Annotated in this window: 14 protein-coding genes; 8 read left to right on the top strand and 6 right to left on the bottom strand. The window is 70.6% G+C overall.

Features of this window, described 5'->3' with window-relative positions; translation table 11 throughout:
* Window positions 1–63: 63 nt before the first annotated feature.
* The 3 genes from ABKA17_RS34980 to ABKA17_RS34970 all read right to left on the bottom strand — a co-directional run bounded on the left by ABKA17_RS34980 (window position 64) and on the right by ABKA17_RS34970 (window position 5,050).
* The gene (locus tag ABKA17_RS34980; protein ID WP_353696366.1) at window positions 64–2,061 is read right to left on the bottom strand and encodes a GDSL-type esterase/lipase family protein; all 1,998 of its coding nucleotides are present in this window, start codon (window positions 2,059–2,061) and stop codon (window positions 64–66) included.
* Window positions 2,062–2,266: 205 nt separating this feature from the next.
* A complete protein-coding gene (locus ABKA17_RS34975) occupies window positions 2,267–3,733 on the bottom strand; it encodes a non-reducing end alpha-L-arabinofuranosidase family hydrolase (RefSeq protein ID WP_353696365.1) in 1,467 nt (488 codons plus the stop codon).
* A gap of 555 nt (window positions 3,734–4,288) precedes the next feature.
* Complete coding sequence (locus tag ABKA17_RS34970; RefSeq protein ID WP_353696364.1) at window positions 4,289–5,050, bottom strand: GNAT family N-acetyltransferase; 762 nt, start codon at window positions 5,048–5,050, stop codon at window positions 4,289–4,291.
* 549 nt (window positions 5,051–5,599) lie between these two features.
* On the opposite strand from ABKA17_RS34970, the gene xynC reads away from it, so the two are divergent.
* Entirely contained in the window at window positions 5,600–6,907 is a 1,308-nt protein-coding gene (xynC, locus tag ABKA17_RS34965; RefSeq protein WP_353696363.1) for a glucuronoarabinoxylan endo-1,4-beta-xylanase XynC, read from the top strand.
* Between the two features lie 111 nt (window positions 6,908–7,018).
* On the opposite strand, the gene ABKA17_RS34960 is transcribed toward xynC, so the two are convergent.
* Genes ABKA17_RS34960 through ABKA17_RS34950 form a run of 3 tightly spaced genes read right to left on the bottom strand, consistent with a single transcriptional unit; the run spans window position 7,019 to window position 8,574 of the window.
* A complete protein-coding gene (locus ABKA17_RS34960; RefSeq protein ID WP_353696635.1) occupies window positions 7,019–7,801 on the bottom strand; it encodes a rod shape-determining protein in 783 nt (260 codons plus the stop codon).
* A 26-nt stretch (window positions 7,802–7,827) separates the two neighbouring features.
* A complete protein-coding gene (locus tag ABKA17_RS34955) occupies window positions 7,828–8,202 on the bottom strand; it encodes a TraR/DksA family transcriptional regulator (RefSeq protein ID WP_502994468.1) in 375 nt (124 codons plus the stop codon).
* 45 nt (window positions 8,203–8,247) lie between these two features.
* Complete coding sequence (locus ABKA17_RS34950; RefSeq protein ID WP_353696361.1) at window positions 8,248–8,574, bottom strand: TraR/DksA family transcriptional regulator; 327 nt, start codon at window positions 8,572–8,574, stop codon at window positions 8,248–8,250.
* A gap of 364 nt (window positions 8,575–8,938) precedes the next feature.
* Between ABKA17_RS34950 and ABKA17_RS34945 the strand changes: the two genes are divergently transcribed.
* The 7 genes from ABKA17_RS34945 (at window position 8,939) to ABKA17_RS34915 (ending at window position 19,852) form a co-directional block, all read left to right on the top strand.
* Window positions 8,939–9,892, top strand: a complete 954-nt coding sequence (locus tag ABKA17_RS34945) for a HAMP domain-containing sensor histidine kinase (RefSeq protein ID WP_353696360.1) — start codon at window positions 8,939–8,941, stop codon at window positions 9,890–9,892.
* A gap of 124 nt (window positions 9,893–10,016) precedes the next feature.
* Window positions 10,017–10,682 (top strand): response regulator, encoded by a 666-nt coding sequence (locus tag ABKA17_RS34940; RefSeq protein WP_353696359.1) that lies wholly within the window; start codon window positions 10,017–10,019, stop codon window positions 10,680–10,682.
* Window positions 10,683–11,209: 527 nt separating this feature from the next.
* The gene (gene secD, locus ABKA17_RS34935; protein ID WP_353696358.1) at window positions 11,210–13,447 is read left to right on the top strand and encodes a protein translocase subunit SecD; all 2,238 of its coding nucleotides are present in this window, start codon (window positions 11,210–11,212) and stop codon (window positions 13,445–13,447) included.
* A 226-nt stretch (window positions 13,448–13,673) separates the two neighbouring features.
* Entirely contained in the window at window positions 13,674–13,850 is a 177-nt protein-coding gene (locus ABKA17_RS34930; protein WP_353696357.1) for a hypothetical protein, read from the top strand.
* A 7-nt stretch (window positions 13,851–13,857) separates the two neighbouring features.
* Window positions 13,858–15,672, top strand: a complete 1,815-nt coding sequence (locus ABKA17_RS34925) for an AfsR/SARP family transcriptional regulator (RefSeq protein ID WP_353696356.1) — start codon at window positions 13,858–13,860, stop codon at window positions 15,670–15,672.
* A 6-nt stretch (window positions 15,673–15,678) separates the two neighbouring features.
* Window positions 15,679–17,916, top strand: coding sequence for a TOMM precursor leader peptide-binding protein (locus ABKA17_RS34920; RefSeq protein ID WP_353696355.1), 2,238 nt, complete (start codon window positions 15,679–15,681; stop codon window positions 17,914–17,916).
* Window positions 17,906–19,852 (top strand): TOMM precursor leader peptide-binding protein, encoded by a 1,947-nt coding sequence (locus ABKA17_RS34915; protein WP_353696354.1) that lies wholly within the window; start codon window positions 17,906–17,908, stop codon window positions 19,850–19,852. Before ABKA17_RS34920 ends, ABKA17_RS34915 begins: the two co-directional genes overlap by 11 nt.
* The last annotated feature ends 3 nt before the right edge of the window (window positions 19,853–19,855 follow it).

Below are 19,855 nucleotides of genomic sequence, written 5' to 3'. Positions count from 1 at the left end.
GGACCGCAACGGGGCGAGAACCACCCGCCCGCGGGTTGCGGTCCCGTGGCCCCGGCCCTTCCGTCACATACCGATCCGCGCCGCGATGACCGGCGCCAGTCGGTCCGCGATGACGCGGTGGCCCTGGTCGTTGGGGTGGACCGAGTCCGTCAGGTCGCCCGAGCCCAGCCAACCGGTGGTGTCGACGAAGGAGACCCGGGAGTCGCCGCCGTCGACGGCCGCCTTGACCGCCGCCTGGGTCTGCGGGACGTACCGGCCGCGGAAGGTCTCCAATGCGAAGATCCACGCCTGTGGGTACGCCGCGCGGACCTTGCGCAGCAGGCTGGTGTACGCCGTCTGGAACTGCGTGGAACTGACCGCGTGGCCCACGTCGTTGGTGCCGAGGTTGATGACGACCGCGTTCGCCTGGTAGCGGGAGAAGTTCCAGTCGGGGGTGGCGGCGTTCGGGTTGAGCTTGGTGAACTGCCGCTCCAGGCCGACGCATCCGTCGGCCGCGGCGACCAGACAGGCGCCGCCCTGGGCGATCTGGGTGTGCTCGGTGCCGAGTCGTTCCCCGATCAGCCAGCCGTACGCGGTGCGGGCGTTCTGTGACGACGTGGTCCCCACTGTGATGGAGTCGCCGACGAACTCGATCAGTTTGCCGGGAGCCGACGGTGTGAACGTCGTGGCGCCGCTGTCGAGGACGAGGCCCTGGAAGACGGCGTCACCCCGGTAGGAACCGGCGACCACCTGGTAGTTGACCTGAAGGGTGTGGTTGCCGGCGGACAGCGGGGTGGGCGTCAGGTTCACCGTTCCCTTGACGTCGTCGTAGAACTTCACGGGGCCGTTGTCGATCCGCGCCCAGAAGTCGATCGTCCCGCGCTGCTTGAGCTGGACGGTCCGGCCGGTGAAGCCGACCCTGTAGTAAGCGCCGGCCCAGTACGGGGTGTAGGCGGTGGAGGTGCTGGTGTCCCAGCGGCCCACGAACTTGATGTTCGGGTCGCCGGGTTGGCCCGGAGCGGCGGCCAGGGTGGACGCGGGGTTGCCGAGGTGGGCGGCGATGACAGGGGCGAGGCGGTTCGCGAACTTGGTGTGGCCCGCCTCGTTGGGATGCCCGTTGCCGTCCTCGTAGTCGGTGCTGTCGGTCAGCCAGCCCGTGGTGTCGACGTAATGCACCTTGCTGTCACCGGCGTTGGCGCGTGCGGAGACGGCCGCCCTGGTCTCGTTGACGTAGCGCTTCTTGAGCGTCTGCACGGCGAAGAGACGCGCGTTTGGGTAGGTGGCGCGCAGGTCGGCGAGGAACTTGGTGTACGCCGACTGGAAGTCGGCGCCGGTCACTCCGTGGCCGATGTCGTTGGTACCCAGGTTGATGACGACGGCGTCCGCCCGGTAGCGGGAGAAGTCCCAGTTCTGGCTGCCTGTGCTCGCCGTCCTGAAGAACTGTGTGCTCAGGCCCGTGCATCCGGACTGGGCGACGAGGCAGTAGCCGGATCGGGCGATCTGGGTGTGGCGCGCCCCCAGTTGCTCGCCGGTCTTCCAGGCGTACGAGTCCAGCGCGAGCCGGTCCGTGAGGGCACCTGCGGTGATGGAGTCACCGACGAACTCGATGAGCCGGGAGGGGGCGTTGGGCGCGACCGTGCGCGCACCGGGGTCCAGCACCAGGCCCTGGAAGACGGTGTCGCCGGAGCGGTACGAGATGCGCAGCGTGTGGGTGCCGGCGGACAACGGCTGGGGAGTGAGGTTCACCGTGCCGCGCACGCCGGGGTGGAAGACGTCGGGGCCGCCGTCGATGCTGGCGTACAGGTTGACCGCGTCTCTCGCCCTGACCTTCACCGTGGTGCCTGTGAAGGCCGTCTGTAGATAGGCGCCGGTCCAGGAGGGCACCGCCGCCGTGCCGGAACTGGTGTCCCAGCGTCCGACGTAGGCGATGTTGGGGTCGGAGACCGAGCCGTCACCGGGCGCGGCCTGGGCGGGAGAGCTCCCCGTCCAGGACAGCAGGCAGGCGACGAGAACGGCCGTCACCAGCGCGGGGAGGGTACGGGCGAGGCGGCGTAAGGGGGTGGTGTGGGGGGTGGTCTGCATGGGGTTCCCTTTCGGCGTGGGGTGGGAGCGCTCCCAGGGGCAGCCACTCGAGAGAAGCAATGAAACGGTTCAGCGTCAAGGGTTCGCGTGAGGAGGAGGCGCACTTGAATCAGCGCCACGGGATTTCGTCCGACGCGGGCGGGCTCGCCTTCCGGTGAGCCCGCCCGCATCGGCTCTCTGCTGGAGCCGGGCCTGAGTCAGGCCGTCAGCGTTGCAGTGTCAACAGGCCCGGGCGGTAGGGCAGGAGGCCGTAGTCGCCGCCGGAGTCGGGGCTGCGTCCCTGGTAGAGCAACTGCAGATTGCAGGGATCCACGGTCATGGTCTGGTCGGGGCTGGTACGGATCAGCTCGCCGTGGCTGATGTCGTTGGTCCAGGTGGCTCCGCTGTTGGCCTTGCCGGCGAAGGGGTTGCTCTCGGTTGCGGCCTGAGGTGTCCAGGTGCCGTTGAGACTGGTGGCCGTGAAGGAGCGGAAGTAGCGGCCTTGCGAGCCGATCGCCTCGACGATCATGAGGTAGCGGTTCTGACCCTGGAGCTTGTAGACCTGAGGGGCTTCGAACAGGTTGTTCGTCGTGTCGCTCATGACCACTGTCGAGGTCGAGCCGAAGCTGCCGGGGAAGTTCCCGATCGGCATGCTGGCCCGGTAGATCTTGCCGTTGTCGCCGGCGAAGAACAGATACATGTTCGTGCCGTCGCCGATGAGCGTCTGGTCGATGGGCCCTGTGCCGGAGCCGGAGATGCTTCCGGAGAAGAGCGCCTGCTGGGATGACCAGCCGTTCGGGTTGGTGGGGTCGCTCGATGTCCGGTAGGAGAAGGCGGTCGATCCCCACTGGTAGGCGAGCACCCAGATGTTCTTCGGTGCGAAGTAGAAGAGGGTGGGTGCGACGGTGGAGTTCGACATCGTGTTCTGGCCGGCCGAGGCCATGTCCGACCAGTTGGTGAACAGGCCGAAGTTCATCGAACCCCACTTCGTCCCGGTGTCGTGCGTGGTGGCGTAGACGAGTTGTCTGCCGTTGTAGGGGACGACGGTGAAGTCCTTGAGCGAGACCCACCCTTGCTTCGGCTGCGCCAGCGCGCCCGTCGATGTCCAGCGGTAGCTCGACGGAAGGTCGCACGGGCCGGGGGTGGTGGCGCCGACCTTGACGAACTGCCACTGCTGGTTGGTGCCGCCCCAGTCGTCGTACTGGACGATGTTCGCGCTGTCAGCCGTGGAAGCGCCTTGCACCTCGAGCGCCTTGTTGCTGTGGCGCGAGATGAGCCGCACGTATCCGTCCGAGCTGTCGGCCAGCCGCCACTGCTGGTTGGTGCCGTTCAGGTCGGCCCATTGGACGATCGAACCGCCGTTGGCGGTGGACCAGTTGTAGAGGTCCAGCACCTTGCCCGAGTGGCGGGACTTGATGCGGTAGTAGCCGTCCCCGGAATCGACGAACTGCCACTGCTGCTGGCTCTGGTCGTTTCTGGTCCACTGGGTGATGCGGGCGCCGTCGTTGGTCGCCATGTTGTAGACATCCAGCGCTTTGCCGCTGTTGCGGTTGATCAGCACGTACGAGGCGTTGGGGTCTACGGTCGCCGCGCCGGCGGGCTGGGCACCGAGGAAGGTGGCCACGAGGAACAGGGGCGCGAGGACGGCGAGTAGGCGTCTGAGAGGGACCGGGGAGGGATGGCGAAACCGCATCAGAAGGCCTCCTTGGGGGCGAAGTTGAGGTGACGCCGATGGGCCGCGGCGCGGAGTGGCCGTATCGGGGGCTGGGCTGGTTACGAAACTTTCGCTTGAACTCCCGAATCTTTGAGGCCACAAGCTAGGAATGCGGAGCGCATTGGTCAAGGTCTCTCGCCGATCTGTCCATAAACGGCTCTCGGTCTCTGAGGTCGGCGACTTGAAGCTCGCGTACGGAAGGGCGTGTTGGGCGAGGGCGGCTCGAATGTTGCGGGAAACAGGTGGAAAGTTTCTCTGAGTCGAGACCGTCCGCCGAACGGCTGCGCGCCGGCCCGGACGTTCATCGGCGGTGGTGCGTGGGCCGGCCGTCCATTTCCAGCCCTGGCCGACCGGTTGTGCGACGACCCGGGCTGGCGGGTTCAGGAGATCCCCGTGGCGTGACTCGTAGTCGCTTACCCCTCTGTTTCGTCGTTCTGCCGCGGATCATCGAGGGCGTGAAGCCGCGGCCGACGGCGACGTCAGAGGGGTAAGCGGCCTGTGCTCAGACCGGCCTGCTGAGGCGCGGTGAGGGGGTTACTTTGTCGGCGGCAAGGAGAGGTAGAGGCGAGTGCCTTGCGGCCGGTAGCCGACACGTTCGTAGACGCGGCGGGATCCTTCCCCGGAGTACTCCAGCCAGACTGATCCGGCTCCCTGGGCGAACATCGCTTCGGTCAGCGACGCGGTGACCGCGGAGGCGATGCCGCGGCCGCGGTGGGCTGGGCGGGTGCCGACGCCGGTCAGTTCCGCGGTGTTCTCGGCGGGAGGGGAGCAGGACGCTCCGCCGGCGACGCCGCCCCGCGGGTCGCGGACGAAGCGCACCGCTCCGCCGCTCTGCTGGGTGCGGCGGAGTCGGGCCGCGCCCTGTGGGGATGGGTCGAAGACGCCACCGAATGCCTCGGCAAGGGCGGCGTCGAGTTCGGTGAACTCTTCGTCGGTGACCGGGTTTTCCACGTGCGGGGAGGCGCCGGACGGGGGAAGCAGCAGTGTGCGGGGTGTGCAGATGAGGTATTCGTGCACTGCCTCGGTGGCGAAGCCGGCTGCCCGCAGGGCGGGTGCCACGGCGGGGGCGGCCTGCGGGGCGAACTCCAGTCGGGGCAGCAGGTGCCGTTCCCGGAAGATGCCGATCAGCGCGGCGACGTCCTGTTCCGTCGGCTCGGCGCCGGGCAGCGGGGTCGCGTAGTTCATGTAGGGGTTGTCGGTGTCGGGGGTGAAGCCGGCGACGAAGCCGCCGGTCTCGACGACCACGGGACGGCGGCGGAGGTTGGTGACGGCAAAACTCTGGACCTGGATGTCCATGATGGGTGTGACCTCACGAAGTCTCTGGAGGAACGCCTGGCGAACTCTGGGGTTCGGGGCGCGAGAGTGGCGATGCGTCAGGCATCGCGTCGTGGGGCCGCCGTAGGGAACAGCGTGGCCGGCTGAGGCTGCCGCGGAGCGGGCACTCAGGGCCGACGGCGACCGCTGGGGGACGCCGAGAACATAGGCTTCGTTCCTCTTCATGGGTGTGTCTGCAAGGTCGTGGAGCGCGGCACACACTTCCATGACCGACCGGAGCGGGCAAGTGGGTTTTCCGGTCCGCCGGGGATGCGTGGCCGCCGGACCGTGTGTCGTGGGGCTTGACCCTGGTGACTGGCGTCGTTAACTTTCGTCAGGTCTGCCACTTGGACAACGTTCACGATATCGAACGCCATTGGCCCCCGGCGCACCACTGAGCGGTCCCGGGGTGATGATCGACAGCACGTACCGTCGAAATACCTCGCGTGTGTCTGTTCATGGCGGTGGGAGCGCTCCCATGTGTCCGCCGTGAAGGTCCGGGAGCAGGAACTGCGGCCAAGAGGAGGAGACATGGCACCGAGTCAGAACGAGGCCTTCGAGGGGCGGAGATTACCGAGCCGGAGGGCCGTCGTGGCGACGATGGGGGCCTTGCCCCTCCTCACCGCCACGGCGTCGGTCGCGAGGGCCGCCGAGGCAGGGTCCACGACGGCAGCCGCCACGGCGGTCATCGATCCGTCGGCAACTCGGCAGACGATCCGGGGTTTCGGCGGTATGGCGCACGCGGCGTGGATCGGTGATCTCACGGCGGCTCAGCGGGACATGGCATTCGGTACCGGTGACGGCCAGTTGGGGTTCACCCTGCTGCGGATCCCCGTGCCCGAGGACCGGGCGGCCTGGAGCCGGGACCTGGCGACGGCGAAGCGCGCGGTGGAACTCGGGGCCGCCGTCATCGCGTCGCCCTGGAATCCGCCCGCCTCCATGGTGGAGACCTTCGTCCGCGGCAGCCAGACCGACGCGCGACGTCTCAAGTACAGCATGTACGGCGCCTACGCCCAGCACCTGAACGACTTCAACTCCCACCTCCGGAACAACGGCGTGAATCTGTACGGCATTTCGGTGCAGAACGAGCCCGATTACGCGCACGACTGGACGTGGTGGACCCCGGCCGAGATGGTCCGGTTCCTGCGGGAGAACGCCGGCTCGATCGGCACCAGGGTCATCGCGCCGGAGTCCTTCCAGTACCTGAAGAACATGTCCGACCCGATCCTCAACGACCCGGTCGCGCTCGCCAACGTGGATGTGATCGGAGCGCACCTCTACGGCACGTCTTTCGCGAACTTCCCCTATCCCCTCTTCAAGCAGAAGGGCGGGGGCAAGGAGCTGTGGATGACGGAGGTGTACTACCCCAACAGCTCTGATTCGGCGGACCTTTGGCCGCAGGCGCTCGATGTGGGGGAGCACATCCACCGGGCCATGGTGGACGCCGAGTTCCAGGCCTACATCTGGTGGTACATCCGGCGCAGCTACGGTCCTATGCGCGAGGACGGCGAGATCAGCAAGCGTGGTGCCGCCATGGCCCACTTCGCCAGGTTTGTACGCCCCGGGTATGCGCGGATCGGGGCGACGGCGAATCCGGCGACGAACGTCTACGTCTCCGCGTACCGGGGCGGCGGCTCCACGGTCGTCGTCGCGGTGAACAAGGCGACCGCCGCGGTGAGTCAGCAGTTCACTCTGTCGAACGGCGCCGGGTCCAGTGTCGCTTCCTGGCTGACCGATGCGAGCAGGAACGTCGCGTCCCAGGGTACGACCGGCATGTCCAACGGCTCCTTCACCGTCGCGCTGCCCGCTCGAAGCGTGATGACGTTCGTGATCCGCTGAACCGGACTCCCGGCGGAACGCCGACTCCGGCGCCGACCACGGCGTCGGAGTGCGCAGGGGGCCACGATCATCAAGACGCCCGCGGTCACGGCCGCCGCTTCGGCGATGCGGTCACGGCCGCCGCTTCGGCGATGCGGTGGCGGCGGCCGTCGAGGGGTGGCGGCGAGCGGATTCCAGGAGTACGGCGGCGCCGCGGACGGCGGCGGTGTGCGGGGCGGGCACGGGCTGGACTCCGCGATGCAGTTGCCGGGTGAGGCGGTGGGTGATGTCGGGCCGCAGTGGGCCTCCGCCGGCGAGCAGAACTCCTCGATCGAGGGCGTCGAGCGTCTGCGAGGTCCGGTCCTGTTCGAGCATCAGGGTCACCATGTCCGTGACCGCGTCCGCGACCTGTGCGGCCGGTGTCGGCCGGTCCGGGCCGCTCGTGCCGATCATGGCGCGGCGGGCGTCGGTCACGCCGCCTTCGGTGAGCAGGACGGCCTCGGTGACATGGGCGCCGATGTCCACCACGAGCAGCGGCCGGGCCAGGTCGGCCCCGATCGCCGCGGCCACGGCGCGCGCGGAGGGGACGGTCAGCACGGTGTGCGGCCGTAGCGTTTCCAGCGCGGTGCGGGCTTCGGCGCGGAAGTCGATGCCGCCGAGGACGGGCGTGGTCAGTACGATCAGACGGCTGCCGTGACGGGGCAGTCGGTGGCGCAGCAACCGGTCGATCATCCGCGCGGTCGCCGGTGTGTCGACGATGACGCCGTGCCGGATGGGGTGGACGGCGCCGTCGCCGGGAAGGCCCACCGTGGGTACGTCGAGGATGGTGCCGTGCCCGGACAGCCAGGCGCGGGTGCGGGCGCTTCCGAGATCGAGGGCGATGCCCGTGCGACAGCGGAGCGGCGGCCAGGGCATGTGCGAGGCGGCCAGGGGAGTCGTCGTCACCGTCCTCCCTCCCTGACGTACTGGCAGCGGGCGCAGAAGCGGGCTTGCGGCACGATCGTCAGGCGCGCGTGGTCGATGGGCTCGCGGCACAGGTGGCAGGAGCCGTACGTACCTTGGTCCATACGCGTCAGGGCTGCCTCCACGTCGGCGAGCACCATGCGGGCGGCGTCGGCGAGCTTGGTGCGGATCTCGCTGTGGGACGCGGCCTGCCGACCGTGGGTCGTCCCGGTGCGGGGCGCCATGGCACCTGCGAGCTGCCGGAGCTGTGCCGTGCGGAACTGGCGCTGCTCCAGCAGGTGTGCCCGCAGGGCGGCCAGGTCATCGATGGGCGGTTTCGTGTCGCGACCGCCGGTGATCCGTTGGTTCACCACTTCACCCCTTGGGTCGGGTCGGAGAGGGGTTTGGACGGTCGGTGGTCAGGTGGCGTCGCGTTGGCAGGGGACGCAGTAGCGCGTGTACGGGAGGATTTCCAGGCGTTCGACCGGTATGGCTGTGGCGCAGCCCCGGCAGATGCCGAAGGTGCCGTCCTGGATCCGAGTGAAAGCGGCCTCGATCTCCTTGAGCACCCGGTGGACGGTGTCCTTCTGCGCCGACAGCAACGGTTGCGACGTGGACTCGTCGGCCTCGTCGATGGCCTGGAGCTGTGTCAGTCGGCTGCTGCGCTCGTGCTCGAGGCGCTGGCGCGCCTCGTGAGCTGTCAGACGCTCCAGCCAGGGTTCGCTCCGGCGGGTATCTAGCGGCATGTCGCGTCCTTCCTTCGCCCGGGCAGGCGAGTGGCGTACCGAACCGGGCCAGCCCTGGGGCAGGCCCGGTTCCTGGGTGGGTGGCCCGGCGGTCACGGGGGATGGGCCACACCTTCACCGTGGCCGATGCGCCGCCCGAAACCCATCGGGCGCGATACCCATCTGTGGCCGGCCGGGGACCATCACGGGGTGCTCGGAACGGAGGACGGGAAATGGGTATCAGAGCCCATCGACGAAGCCGGCCGAGCCCGGGCAAGCTGGCTGGAAGCCGGTCCAGAGCAGTGGCTGCAACGTGAGCATGCCGGGTACGCGACGACCGACACGAGAGACCAGGCCGTGTCCCGGGAAGGAAGGCGTCATCGCGGTGTCGCTGTTCTGGCGGATCTTCGCTTTCAATGCCGTGGTACTGGGTGCCGCGACCGCATTGCTGCTGTGGGCTCCGGTGACGGTGTCGGTGCCGGTCCTCCTGACCGAGGCGGTCATCCTCGTAGCGGGCCTGGCGGTCATGCTGGTCGCCAACGCGGTCTTGCTGAGGATCGGACTGGCGCCCCTGGACCGCCTCACACGGCTGATGACCACGGTCGACCTGCTGCGCCCGGGGCACCGGCTGCCGGACCGCGGCCGCGACGGGATCGCCGAGCTGATCCGCACCTTCAACGCCATGCTGGACAGACTCGAACTCGAACGGGCTGCCAGCAGCGCCCGCGCGCTCCTCGCGCAGGAGGCCGAACGCCGCCGTATCGCCCAGGAACTCCACGACGAGGTCGGCCAGAGCATGACGGCCATCCTGCTGGGCCTGAAAAGGGCCGCGGACGAGGCGGAAGGGCCGTGGCGCGATGAGCTGTTGCAGGCGCAGGAGATCACCCGGGACAGCCTGGACGAGGTGCGCCGCCTGGTGCGCCGACTGCGCCCGGGCGTCCTGGAGGACCTCGGCCTGGTGAGCGCGCTCACCTCACTGACCACCGAGTTCGCCACCCATACCGGGCTGGACCTGGAGCGCTGCTTCGACGCGGGCCTGCCCGTACTGGATCAGGAGACCGAACTGGTGCTGTACCGCGTCGCCCAGGAGGCCCTGACCAACGCGGCCCGCCACGCCGAGGCCGCGCGGGTGGAGGTGAGCCTGCGTCACGCCGGGGGGACGGTGGTGCTCGCGGTCACGGACGACGGCCGGGGGATCGGGATGGCGCGCGAAGGCGCGGGAATCCGGGGGATGCGTGAGCGCGCCTTGCTCATCGGGGCCGCCCTGGAGGTCACCTCCCGGCCGAGGGCGGGCACGCAGGTGCGGCTGAATACGGCCCCGTCGAGGAAGCGGTCCTGATCTCCCCTCCTCGCCCGCCGCTCACCCGTGGGTTCCTGGCGGCGAACCGGCTTTCCCTGCCTGTTCCGCAGGAGCTTCGCGCACTCCCCGGCTCGAAAGCCGGAGCATCCACGAAGGGAAGACGATGACCACGACCGGCATGCCCGCGATCCGTATCCTCCTCGCCGACGACCACGCACTGGTGCGGCGCGGTGTCCGGCTCATCCTCGACCGGGAGCCCGGCCTGCACGTCGTCGCCGAGGCCGGCGACGGGGCCGAGGCGATCGTCCTGGCCCGCACGCACGAGTTCGACCTGGCGGTCCTCGACATCGCCATGCCCCGGATGACCGGCCTGCAGGCGACCCGCGAACTGCTGGCGCTGCGGCCGGATCTGCGTGTGCTGATGCTGACTATGCACGACAACGAGCAGTACTTCTTCGAGGCGCTCAAAGCCGGCGCCAGCGGATACGTACTGAAGTCGGTGGTCGACCGCGACCTGGTCGCTGCCTGCCGTGCCGCCATGCGGGACGAGCCCTTCCTCTACCCGGGAGCGGTGAGCGCTTTGATCCGCGGCTACCTCGACCGCGTTCGCCGTGGCGACGAACCGCCCGATCAGATCCTCACTCCCAGGGAGGAGGAAGTGCTCAAGCTTGTCGCCGAGGGCTATTCCTCCAAGGAGATTGCCGAGATGCTCTTCATCAGCATCAAGACCGTCCACCGGCACCGGGCGAACCTGTTGCACAAACTCGGTATGCGCGACCGGCTGGACCTCGCGCGCTACGCCATCCGCGCGGGCCTGATCGAAGCCTGAACTCCGCCCGTCCGGCCCGCAACCAGCCGCCACCGACACCACGAAGGGGACGGCGCATGGCACACACCTCGCACGCCGTCCCTCGCACGGGGCACCTGGGACCGGCATCGTTCGTCATCGCGGTCCTGCTCGTCCTTCTCACCGCCTGGTTCCACCCGTTCTCGTACGGCGGCCCCCACCAGTCGGCGCCGGAAAGCGCCGTGTTGGTCACCGGGGTACAGGCTGACGGGCCGAGGGCGGACGACGACCCCTGCGTCTTGCCAGCCTCGACGCGCGTCTGCCGGGATGTACCCGACGACCGGCCGGCAGCGCCTCTCACCGCCGCTCCGGTTTCCCAACACCTGCGCTCCGCCCCGCAACGATCCGCGTACGGCCCCACGCAGGCAGCGCACCTGCCGCGCCACCCGCACCTGGTGGGCCGACACCGGGACCGGGCACCGCCTCCACTCCCCGGCACCTGAACCCCTCCCTTCCTTCCCGTTGACCGCAGCCGGGTGCCCTGGCCGCGGTGTGCCTGCCGGAGGCCCATGTTGACCCGCGCCCTGCGCGTGCGAGGGCTGCTCGCCCTCGCTGTCGTCGCCTTGTCCCTGTTCGCCGCTCTCACCGTGCCCGTCCGCCTCGGACTCGACCTGAGCGGGGGCACACAGATTGTTCTGGAAACCCGCCCGACCGGCGCCGCCGGCTCCGACAGCGAGACCACCGACCGCACCTTGGAGGTACTGCGCGGACGTATCGACGCGCTCGGCGTCGCCGAACCCACGCTCGCGCGCTCCGGCGACAACCGCATCATCGTGGAACTGCCGGGCGTACAGGACCCGGCCACGGCCACGGAGGTCCTCGGCCGTACGGCTCAGCTCACCTTCCACCGCGTCCTCGGCGAGGCCGCAGACGGGGATGACACGGACGAGCCGCTTGCCAAGCGGCCCCGCCAGCAGGTGCTGCCCGACGAGTCCGGCCGACTCCTGCGTCTGGAGGCCGCGTCCCTGACCGGCGCAGACGTCGACGAGGCCGTTGCCCGGTTCGATCAGCAGAGCGGGGCCGGATGGCACGTCACCGTCGACTTCAGGGCGGCCGGCAAGGACGGATGGGCGCGTCTGACCGGGCAGGCCGCCTGCCACCCGGCGGGGGACCCGTCCCGAAGGGTCGCCATCGTCCTGGACGGCAAGGTCATCTCGTCGCCACAGGTGGACCCCTCGGTCGGCTGCGGCACGGGCATCAGCGGTGGCTCCACGCAGATCACCGGATCCTTCAGCGCCGACGAGGCCAAGAAACTGGCTCTGCTCGTCAACGGTGGCGCCCTGCCCGTACCCGTCGAGACGGTCGAACAGCGCACCGTCGGTCCCACCCTGGGCGCGCAGGCCATCACAGCCAGCGCCTGGGCCGCCGTCGTCGGCACCGCGCTGACCGCCCTGTTCATCATCGCCGTCTACCGCCTCATGGGAGCCTTGGCCACCGTGGCGCTGGCGTGCTACGGCCTGATTTCCTACGCTGCCCTGGCAGCCCTCGGAGCCACCCTGACTCTTCCTGGGCTCGCGGGCTTCGTCCTGGCCATCGGCATGGCCGTCGACGCCAACGTGCTTGTCTTCGAACGGGCTCGCGAGGAGTACGCCGGCCGCAACCGGCCGAGCCCGCGTTCCTCGCTGGCCGCCGGCTTCCGGGGCGCCTTCAGCGCGATCGCCGACTCCAACATCACCACCCTGATCGCCGCGGGCCTGCTGTTCTTTTTGGCCTCCGGACCCGTGCGCGGTTTCGGTGTCACCCTGGGCATCGGCGTCCTTGTCTCGATGTTCAGCGCCTTGGTGATCACCCGGGTTCTCGCCGATTACGCCGCCTCCCGGCGGTGGCTGCGAAGTCGCCCGCGACTGACGGGCATCGCCCACCCCGGAACCGTCCGTGAGCGTCTGACTCGCCGCAACCCGCGGTTGATGCGGCGCTCGCGGAGATGGCTGGCCCTCTCCGCCGCGGGTCTGGTCCTGGCCGGTTCCGGGATCGCCGTGCGGGGCCTGGACCTCGGTGTCGAATTCACCGGTGGCCGCCTCGTCGAGTACACCACCGCCACCCCGGTCGACCCGGAACGGGCCCGGGCCGCACTGGCCGACGCCGGGTTCCCCCGCGCGGTCGTCCAGACCTCGGGCGATCACCGACTCACCGTACGCACCGACGAGTTGACGAACACGCAAGCGGCCACTGTCACCGACGCCATCGGCACACTGACGGACGACGTCGACAAACTCCGTGACGAGGCCATCGGCCCCAGCCTCGGCAAAGAACTGCGCCACGGCGCTCTCATCGCGCTCGCCGTCGCCCTCGGTGCTCAACTGCTGTATCTCGCAGCGCGTTTCCGGTGGCTGTTCGGCGCCTCCGCGGTCGCCGCCCTCGCCCACGACGTGGTCATTCTGACCGGCGTCTTCGCCTGGCTCGGCAAACCCGTCGACGGTGTCTTCCTGGCCGCGTTGCTGACCGTGATCGGCTACTCGGTCAACGACTCCGTCGTCGTCTTCGACCGCATCAGGGACCTGAGCCGACGTGACCGCACAGCGCCCTTGGAGACTGTCGCCGATCGAGCACTTGTGCAGACCCTTCCCCGCACGGTCAACACCGGTATGGGCGCCGCCTTCATCCTGACCGCCCTGGCCGTGCTGGGCGGCGACTCGCTCACCGACTTCGCCCTCGCCCTGCTGGTCGGCCTGGCCGTAGGCACCTACTCGTCCATGTTCACCGCCACGCCTCTCGCCATCGAGCTCCACAGACGCAGCCGGTCATAGCCCCTCGCGCCGCGGAGCACCGCTTCGACCGGGCGCCCGCTTGATCAAGGGCGGGTGACTCGCCCGAGCGACCAATTCCGGTCAGGCGGTGTCACGATGCTGTAGCCCGGTCGCGGCCCCTTGTCAGCATGCTGACACCGATCTCTCCCCTTGTGCGGCTTCCGTACTGGCATCGTCGAAATGGCCGGAAGCGATCCGGTGAGGAGCTTCGACCAAGGGGGAAATCGTGACCAGGACCCTGCCATGTAGGAAGCCATCCGTCTCTGCACGTGTCGTCACCACGCCGGCGTTCGCCCTCGTGGTGGTGGCGCTCTCGGCCGGGGCTGCGGGCGAGGCCGGCGTCGAGGGATCCGCGGCGTCGGCCGTCGTCCCGGTCTGCACACTGGTCAACGGCTGGGACTAGGGGCGCCATGCGGTTTCGCATCCTCGGGCCGCTGAGCATCACCGACGGCTCCGACACCGTCGTACTCCAGCCCTCCAAACCCACCGTCCTGCTGGCCGTGCTGTTGCTGCACGCCAACACCGTCGTGTCCGCCGAGTATCTGCAACGGGCCATCTGGGGCGAGGAACAGCCCGTCACGGCCCGGGCCGCGCTCCAGACCTGCGTCCTGCGGCTGCGGCAGCTCTTCACCCGGCACGGGGTGGTCGAGACGTCCGTCGAAGCGGTGCCCGGCGGCTACCGGATCACCGCCGGACAGCGGGCCCTGGACCTGATCGAATTCCGGGACCGGGTGTCCCGGGCGGAGTCGTCCCCCACCCCGGAGAGCGAACTCCAGCTCCTCCAGGACGCGTTGTCGCTGTGGCAGGGGCCGCTGCTGGCCAACGTCCGCTCCGACGTGCTCCACCGCGACGAGGTGCCCCGGCTCGCGGAGGAACGGCTGAGGACCCTGGAACGCGTCTGCCACCTGCAGTTGAGTCTCGGCCGCTGTGGCGAGGCGCTCGTGGACCTGTGGGGCCTGACCCGGGAGCACCCCGGCCACGAGCGGTTCCGCGAGCAACTGATCGAGGCCCTCTACCGTTCCGGCCGGCAGGCCGAGGCACTGGCCGAGTACCGGCGCGTCAAGGAGTATTTGCAGGACGAGCTGGGCGTGGACCCGTCCCCGGCCCTCCAGAAACTCGAACTGGCCGTCCTGCGCGGCGAGGACCTGGGCACCGCGGCCGAGGCACTGCGGCCGAAGTCGTGGGCGCCGCCGCCGGAACAGTGGGTGGGCGTCGCGCGCCCGGGGCCCTCGGTGGTGGCCCCCGTACCCGGGGTGCCGTCCTTCACCGGGCGGACGGCCGAGGTCGCGGCCATGGTGGCCCGGCTCGGCGCGGCCGAGAACAGCGACGGCGAACCCGTCACCGTGCTGGTGTCCGGAGCTCCGGGCATCGGCAAGTCGACCCTCGCCCACCATGTCGCCCACCTGGTGCGGGACAGCTTCCCCGCCGGCCGGCTGCTGGTGCGGATGGTCCACCCGGACGGGGTGCCGCGCAGTGCGGCCGAGGCGGCGGAGGAAGTGGCGGCGGCTCTGCACGGCCGCCGGCCCGGCGACCGGGCGCTGCTCGTCCTCGACGACGTCGTGGACGCCGACCAGGTGAGACCGCTGCTGTCGGCCCGTCCTGGCGGCGCCGCCATCATCACCAGCCGGATGGGGCTCGCGAGTCTGATCGCCACCCACGGCGGCTGGGTGCACCGGCTCGACACCTTCGACGACGCGGATGCCCACCGGCTGCTGCTCGCCGTGCTGGGCGCCGAGCGCGTGGAGGCGGAGCCCGAGGCGGCCCGACGGCTCGCGGCGGCCTGCGGTCACTATCCGCTCGCCCTGCGGATCATGGCCGCCCGGCTGCTGACCCGTCCCGGGCTGCGGCTCGCCGACGGCGTCGACTGGCTGGCCGAGGACCCGCTCGCCCGGCTGTCGTTGGCCGACTCACCGCGGATGTCCGTCGAGCACGTGCTCGGTGGGGCGTTCGCCCGGCTCGATCCCAGGCTGGCCGACGCCTTCGTACGGATCGGGCGGCTGCCGCTGAAGGCGCTGCGGGCACAGGACTGCGCGCCGGTGCTCGGGATGTCGGCCCCCGAGACCGAGAGCGTCCTGGAGCGGCTCGCGGACGCCGGATTTCTGGAGGAAGGGCCGCCCGGCCCGTACCGGGTGCACGACCTGCTCCGCGTGTACGCACGCGGCCACGCCCCGAACGAACTCGACCGGACAGAGCTCCGGACGGCAGACCGGACAGAGAAGGTGTGATCCTCCATGGCTGAAGCCATCGCTGAAGAAACGACCGACGCGACCGACACGGCAGGCACGTTCGACTCGCTCGCCGGCACCCGGCCCCGCATCCGCCGGGACGTGCTGTTCACCGAGACCCCGGGCGGGGTTCTCTTCCACAACGCCGACGGCGGCTTCCATCTCACGGGCCGCACCGCCTACCGCTTCGCCTCCCTCCTCGTCCCGCACCTCGCCGGGCACCACCGGCTGGGCGACGTCTGCCACGGCTTCGGCCCGGCCCAGCGGGCCATGGCGGCCGAACTGGTCAAGACGCTGTACGAGCGGGGGTTCGCCCGCGACATACCGGAGGCCGAGGACGGCGACTCCGACCTGCTGGGCGCGGACGTGGAGCGGCGGTTCGGCGCGCAGATCGCGTACGTCGACCACTACGTCGACGGTGCCCTCGAGCGGTTCGCGCGCTTCAGGAACACCCGGGTCGCGGTGCTCGGTGACGACGACGTCGCGCGCTGGTGCGCGCTGAGCCTGGTCCGCAACGGCTGCGCGCGCATCGGGGTCACGACCGGCTTTCCCGATGTCGAGACCGAGGCGCGGGAGACGACCGCGGACGGCTGCGCGGTACGGCTCGACCGGATCGGCCCGGACACCGGTGGCGAGGGCCGCACCGGCTGGGACGGTCTCGCCGAGTACGGCGTGGTGGTCGTCACCGGTGCGGACTCCGCCGCCCGCGCCCAGCGGCTGCTCGCCGACGGGGTGCCCGAGGGCAGCACGCTGATCCCCGCCTGGACCTTCGGCGAACGGGCCGTCACCGGCCCGCTCTCCACCGCCGCGTCCACCGGCTGCCTGTGCTGCGCGGTGCTGCGGCTCGGCGGCAACGTCGACTCCGGTGCTGCCGCCGACCTCTGGAGCGGGATCGCGGCCGGTACCGCCGCCCTGTCGCCGGACGCCGGCGGTCCGCTCCAGGGCCCGGTCGCCGCGATGTCGGGCAACCTCCTCGGCTACGAGGTCTTCCGGATCGCGACGGGCGCGCTGCCCGCGGAGACGGACCGTCAGGTCCTCGTCCAGGACCTCGAGTCGCTCGACGTCATGGCCGAGCCGGTCCAGCCCCACCCGCGCTGCCGCCGCTGCGCCTCCCTCACCGGGGAACCCGCCGCCGAGCTGCCCGACGGGCTCGCGCTGCCGGTCACCCCGACCGTGGACACGGCCCGTGAGGCGCAGTCACTGGTCGACGAGCTGAACCGGATCAGCACCGCCCTGGTCCGCCCGTACACCGGGGTCTTCAGCCGGTACGACGACGAGGGGCTGACCCAGACCCCGCTGAAGATCAGCCGGGTCGAGGTGGCACTCGGACACGGCGTACGCCGCCGGATCGCCGCCTTCGACGTGCACCATCTCGCCGGTGCGCGCACCCGGGCGCTGTACGCGGCGGCCGAGGCGTACGTCGAGCACGTGGTGCCCCTCGCGCCCACGCGGACCCGCGCCGGTGCGGCCGCGGCTGTCGGTCCCGACGTCCTGACGACGGGCGCGGGCACCGGCCGGACCGGGGAGGAGGTGACCGCCTGGATCACGGCGACCTCGCTGCTCACCAAGGAGCCGGTGGCGGTGCCCGCGGCCGCCGTGCGCCCCTTCAGCGCCTACAACCGCCATCGGCTGCACCAAGCGACGGCCGCGGGCACGGGGGCCGGCGGCACGGCGGAAGAGGCGGCGGGACGCGGACTGCTGTCGGCGCTGGCCCATGACGCGCTGCTGCGCGCCGTCCGTGGCACCGCCCAGACCAACACCGTGACCGCCGACGCCGACCCCGAGCTGGTCTTCCTGCTCAAGTCGGCGGCCAACCTGGACATCGAGGTCGAACTCGTCGACCTGGGAGAGGGCGCGCACTCCTCGGCCCAGGTCGTGCTGGCCCGCGAGACCGGCGGGCGCTGGGCGGTCGGCGCGGGCCTGTCCCGCCGGGCGGCGGCCTGTGCGGCGCTGCGCGACCTGCTGGGTCGGATCCAGCTCGCCACGGAGGACGACACGGAGGCTGTCGACACCGGCGACCCGCTGCTCCGGGACCTCGCCCCCGGCACGATCGCGGTGACGGCCGGTTCTGTTGCCGCGGACGACACCGCCACCACGTTCGACGCGGTGCTCGACCGGCTGCGCGGTGCGGGGCGGGACGTCCTGTACGTACCGACCACCCCGGTCGACCTCCTCGAGGGCGGCATCAGCACGGCCCGGATCCTGCTCACCACAGGCGCCACGGGCGGCAGCGATGCCCGCTGAGACCACCGATCCGCTGGAGAGCTCCTGCCGGGACCTGGCAGAACGGCTCCATCGTGCTCTTGCCGCCCACGGCACGGGGGCACCCCTCGACGTGGCGCCCCTGGGCGTCCACGACGCCTTCGGCACCGGGGCGCCGGACGCCGCGCCCGGCTCCGTACCCGTGCGGTTCTACGGACGGCACGCCGTCGTCGGGCCCTTCCCGGCGCAGGGCGGGGCGGACGATGAAGTCGCCCGCCCCTGCGCCCGCTGTCTCGCGCGGCGCTGGCAGGCCGTGCGGTCCATCGCGCTGCGGGAGGCGCTCGAACTCGGCTCCGGCACCCGGGCCGCCGGCGAGTCGCCGTACGTCACCCCGTTCACCGCGGGTGCGCTGGCCGGGCTGATCGCCGCCCGGCTGGAGGGCGCCGGACCGCGCACCGGAACGTTCCCCGCCATCCACCTCGTGGACCTGGCGACCCTGAGGGCGCGTCACTACCCGCTGGTGCCCGACCCGGAGTGCCCGAGCTGCGGCCGCAGCGAGCAGGACACCGCCGAGGCCGCGGTCCTCACCCTCCAGCCCGCCCCCAAGCACAAGCCCGGCACCTTCCGGGTACGTGACATCAGCGCGTACGAACTGCCCATCGAGCCGTACGCCAACCCCGTGTGCGGATCCCTCGGCCCTTCCGTCATCCACGACGTGTCGTCGCTGTCCACCTCCGCCACCATCGGCTGCTTCTCGATGCGGTCGGGGGAGTACCTCCGCGAGACGTTCTGGGGCGGACACGCCGACACCTTCGGGCAGAGCGAGCGCATCGGCGTACTGGAGGGCCTGGAGCGGTACGCGGGCATGCGGGCCCGGTCCAGGGCCGCCGGCGTCCGGGACTCCCTGACCGGGCTGCGGGCGCGCGGCGTACCCGCCCTCGACGCCCGGGAGTGCGGGCTGTACTCGCCGGAGTTCCACCGGGCCAACCCGCGCGTCGTCCCCTTCACACCCGACCGCGACATCCCCTGGGTGTGGGGGTACTCCCTGCGCGACAGCCGACCGATCCTGGTCCCCGAGGTGCTGACCTACTACCACGCACCCGGCCTGGAGAACCGCTTCGTCCAGGAGAGCTCCAACGGCTGTGCCTCCGGCGGCTGTCTGGAGGAAGCCGTCTACTGGGGCCTGATGGAGGTCGTCGAACGCGACGCCTTCCTCCTCACCTGGTACGGGCAGGCGGCGCTCCCCGAGATCGACCCGCGCACCAGCACCCGGCCCGCCACCCGGCAAATGGTCGACCGGCTGGAGATGTACGGCTACGAGGCCCGCTTCTTCGACACCCGGATCTCCTTCCCGATCCCCGTCGTCACCGGTGTCGCCGTACGCCCCGACGGCGGCCTCGGCCGCATGTGCTTCGGCGCGGGCGCGGGACTCGACCCGGAGTCCGCGCTGGCCGGGGCGCTCTGCGAGATCGGCACCGACGCCGTCAACCTCCAGGGCCGCACCGAACGCGACGAGGCACGGCTGCGCGCCATGGCCACCGACTTCGACAAGGTCGAGGCGCTGCACGACCATCCGCTCGCGTACGGCATACCGGAGATGGGCGACCACGCCCACTTCCTGATCGGCGCCCCGGGCGCACCCCGCCCGCCCAGACGCTCCATGACCGAGCTGTACGGGAACGGCTCCGTGCCGCCCGTCTCCGACGACCTCCGCGACGACCTGACGCGCTGCGTCGGGGCGGTCACGGACGCCGGGTTCGACGTGATCGTGGTCGACCAGACCATGCCGGAACAGCGCGACCTGGGGCTGACGACGGTCGGTGTCATCGTGCCCGGTCTGCTGCCGATCGACTTCGGCTGGACGCGCCAGCGCGCGCTCGGCATGCCACGGCTGCGCACCGCACTGCGGGAGGCCGGCCTGCGCGACCGCGACCTGGTACCGGCCGACTTCAACCCCGCGCCCCATCCCTTTCCGTGACCA

Origin of the sequence: Streptomyces sp. RG80 (genome assembly GCF_040446465.1) — a bacterium.
In the GTDB taxonomy this organism is placed as follows: Bacteria; Actinomycetota; Actinomycetes; order Streptomycetales; family Streptomycetaceae; genus Streptomyces.
Note: the sequence above shows the minus strand (reverse complement) of the source record. Positions and strands in the feature narration are given on the sequence as shown.

Excerpts from the sequence above, each read along its gene's own strand:
- ABKA17_RS34970 (WP_353696364.1), bottom strand. The coding sequence starts at position 5,050 with ATGGACATCCAGGTCCAGAGTTTTGCCGTCACCAACCTCCGCCGCCGT.
- ABKA17_RS34915 (WP_353696354.1), top strand. The coding sequence starts at position 17,906 with ATGCCCGCTGAGACCACCGATCCGCTGGAGAGCTCCTGCCGGGACCTG.
- ABKA17_RS34925 (WP_353696356.1), top strand. The coding sequence starts at position 13,858 with ATGCGGTTTCGCATCCTCGGGCCGCTGAGCATCACCGACGGCTCCGAC.
- xynC (WP_353696363.1), top strand. The coding sequence starts at position 5,600 with ATGGCACCGAGTCAGAACGAGGCCTTCGAGGGGCGGAGATTACCGAGC.
- ABKA17_RS34950 (WP_353696361.1), bottom strand. The coding sequence starts at position 8,574 with ATGCCGCTAGATACCCGCCGGAGCGAACCCTGGCTGGAGCGTCTGACA.
- ABKA17_RS34920 (WP_353696355.1), top strand. The coding sequence starts at position 15,679 with ATGGCTGAAGCCATCGCTGAAGAAACGACCGACGCGACCGACACGGCA.
- ABKA17_RS34980 (WP_353696366.1), bottom strand. The coding sequence starts at position 2,061 with ATGCAGACCACCCCCCACACCACCCCCTTACGCCGCCTCGCCCGTACC.
- ABKA17_RS34960 (WP_353696635.1), bottom strand. The coding sequence starts at position 7,801 with ATGCCCTGGCCGCCGCTCCGCTGTCGCACGGGCATCGCCCTCGATCTC.
- secD (WP_353696358.1), top strand. The coding sequence starts at position 11,210 with ATGTTGACCCGCGCCCTGCGCGTGCGAGGGCTGCTCGCCCTCGCTGTC.
- ABKA17_RS34940 (WP_353696359.1), top strand. The coding sequence starts at position 10,017 with ATGACCACGACCGGCATGCCCGCGATCCGTATCCTCCTCGCCGACGAC.
- ABKA17_RS34975 (WP_353696365.1), bottom strand. The coding sequence starts at position 3,733 with ATGCGGTTTCGCCATCCCTCCCCGGTCCCTCTCAGACGCCTACTCGCC.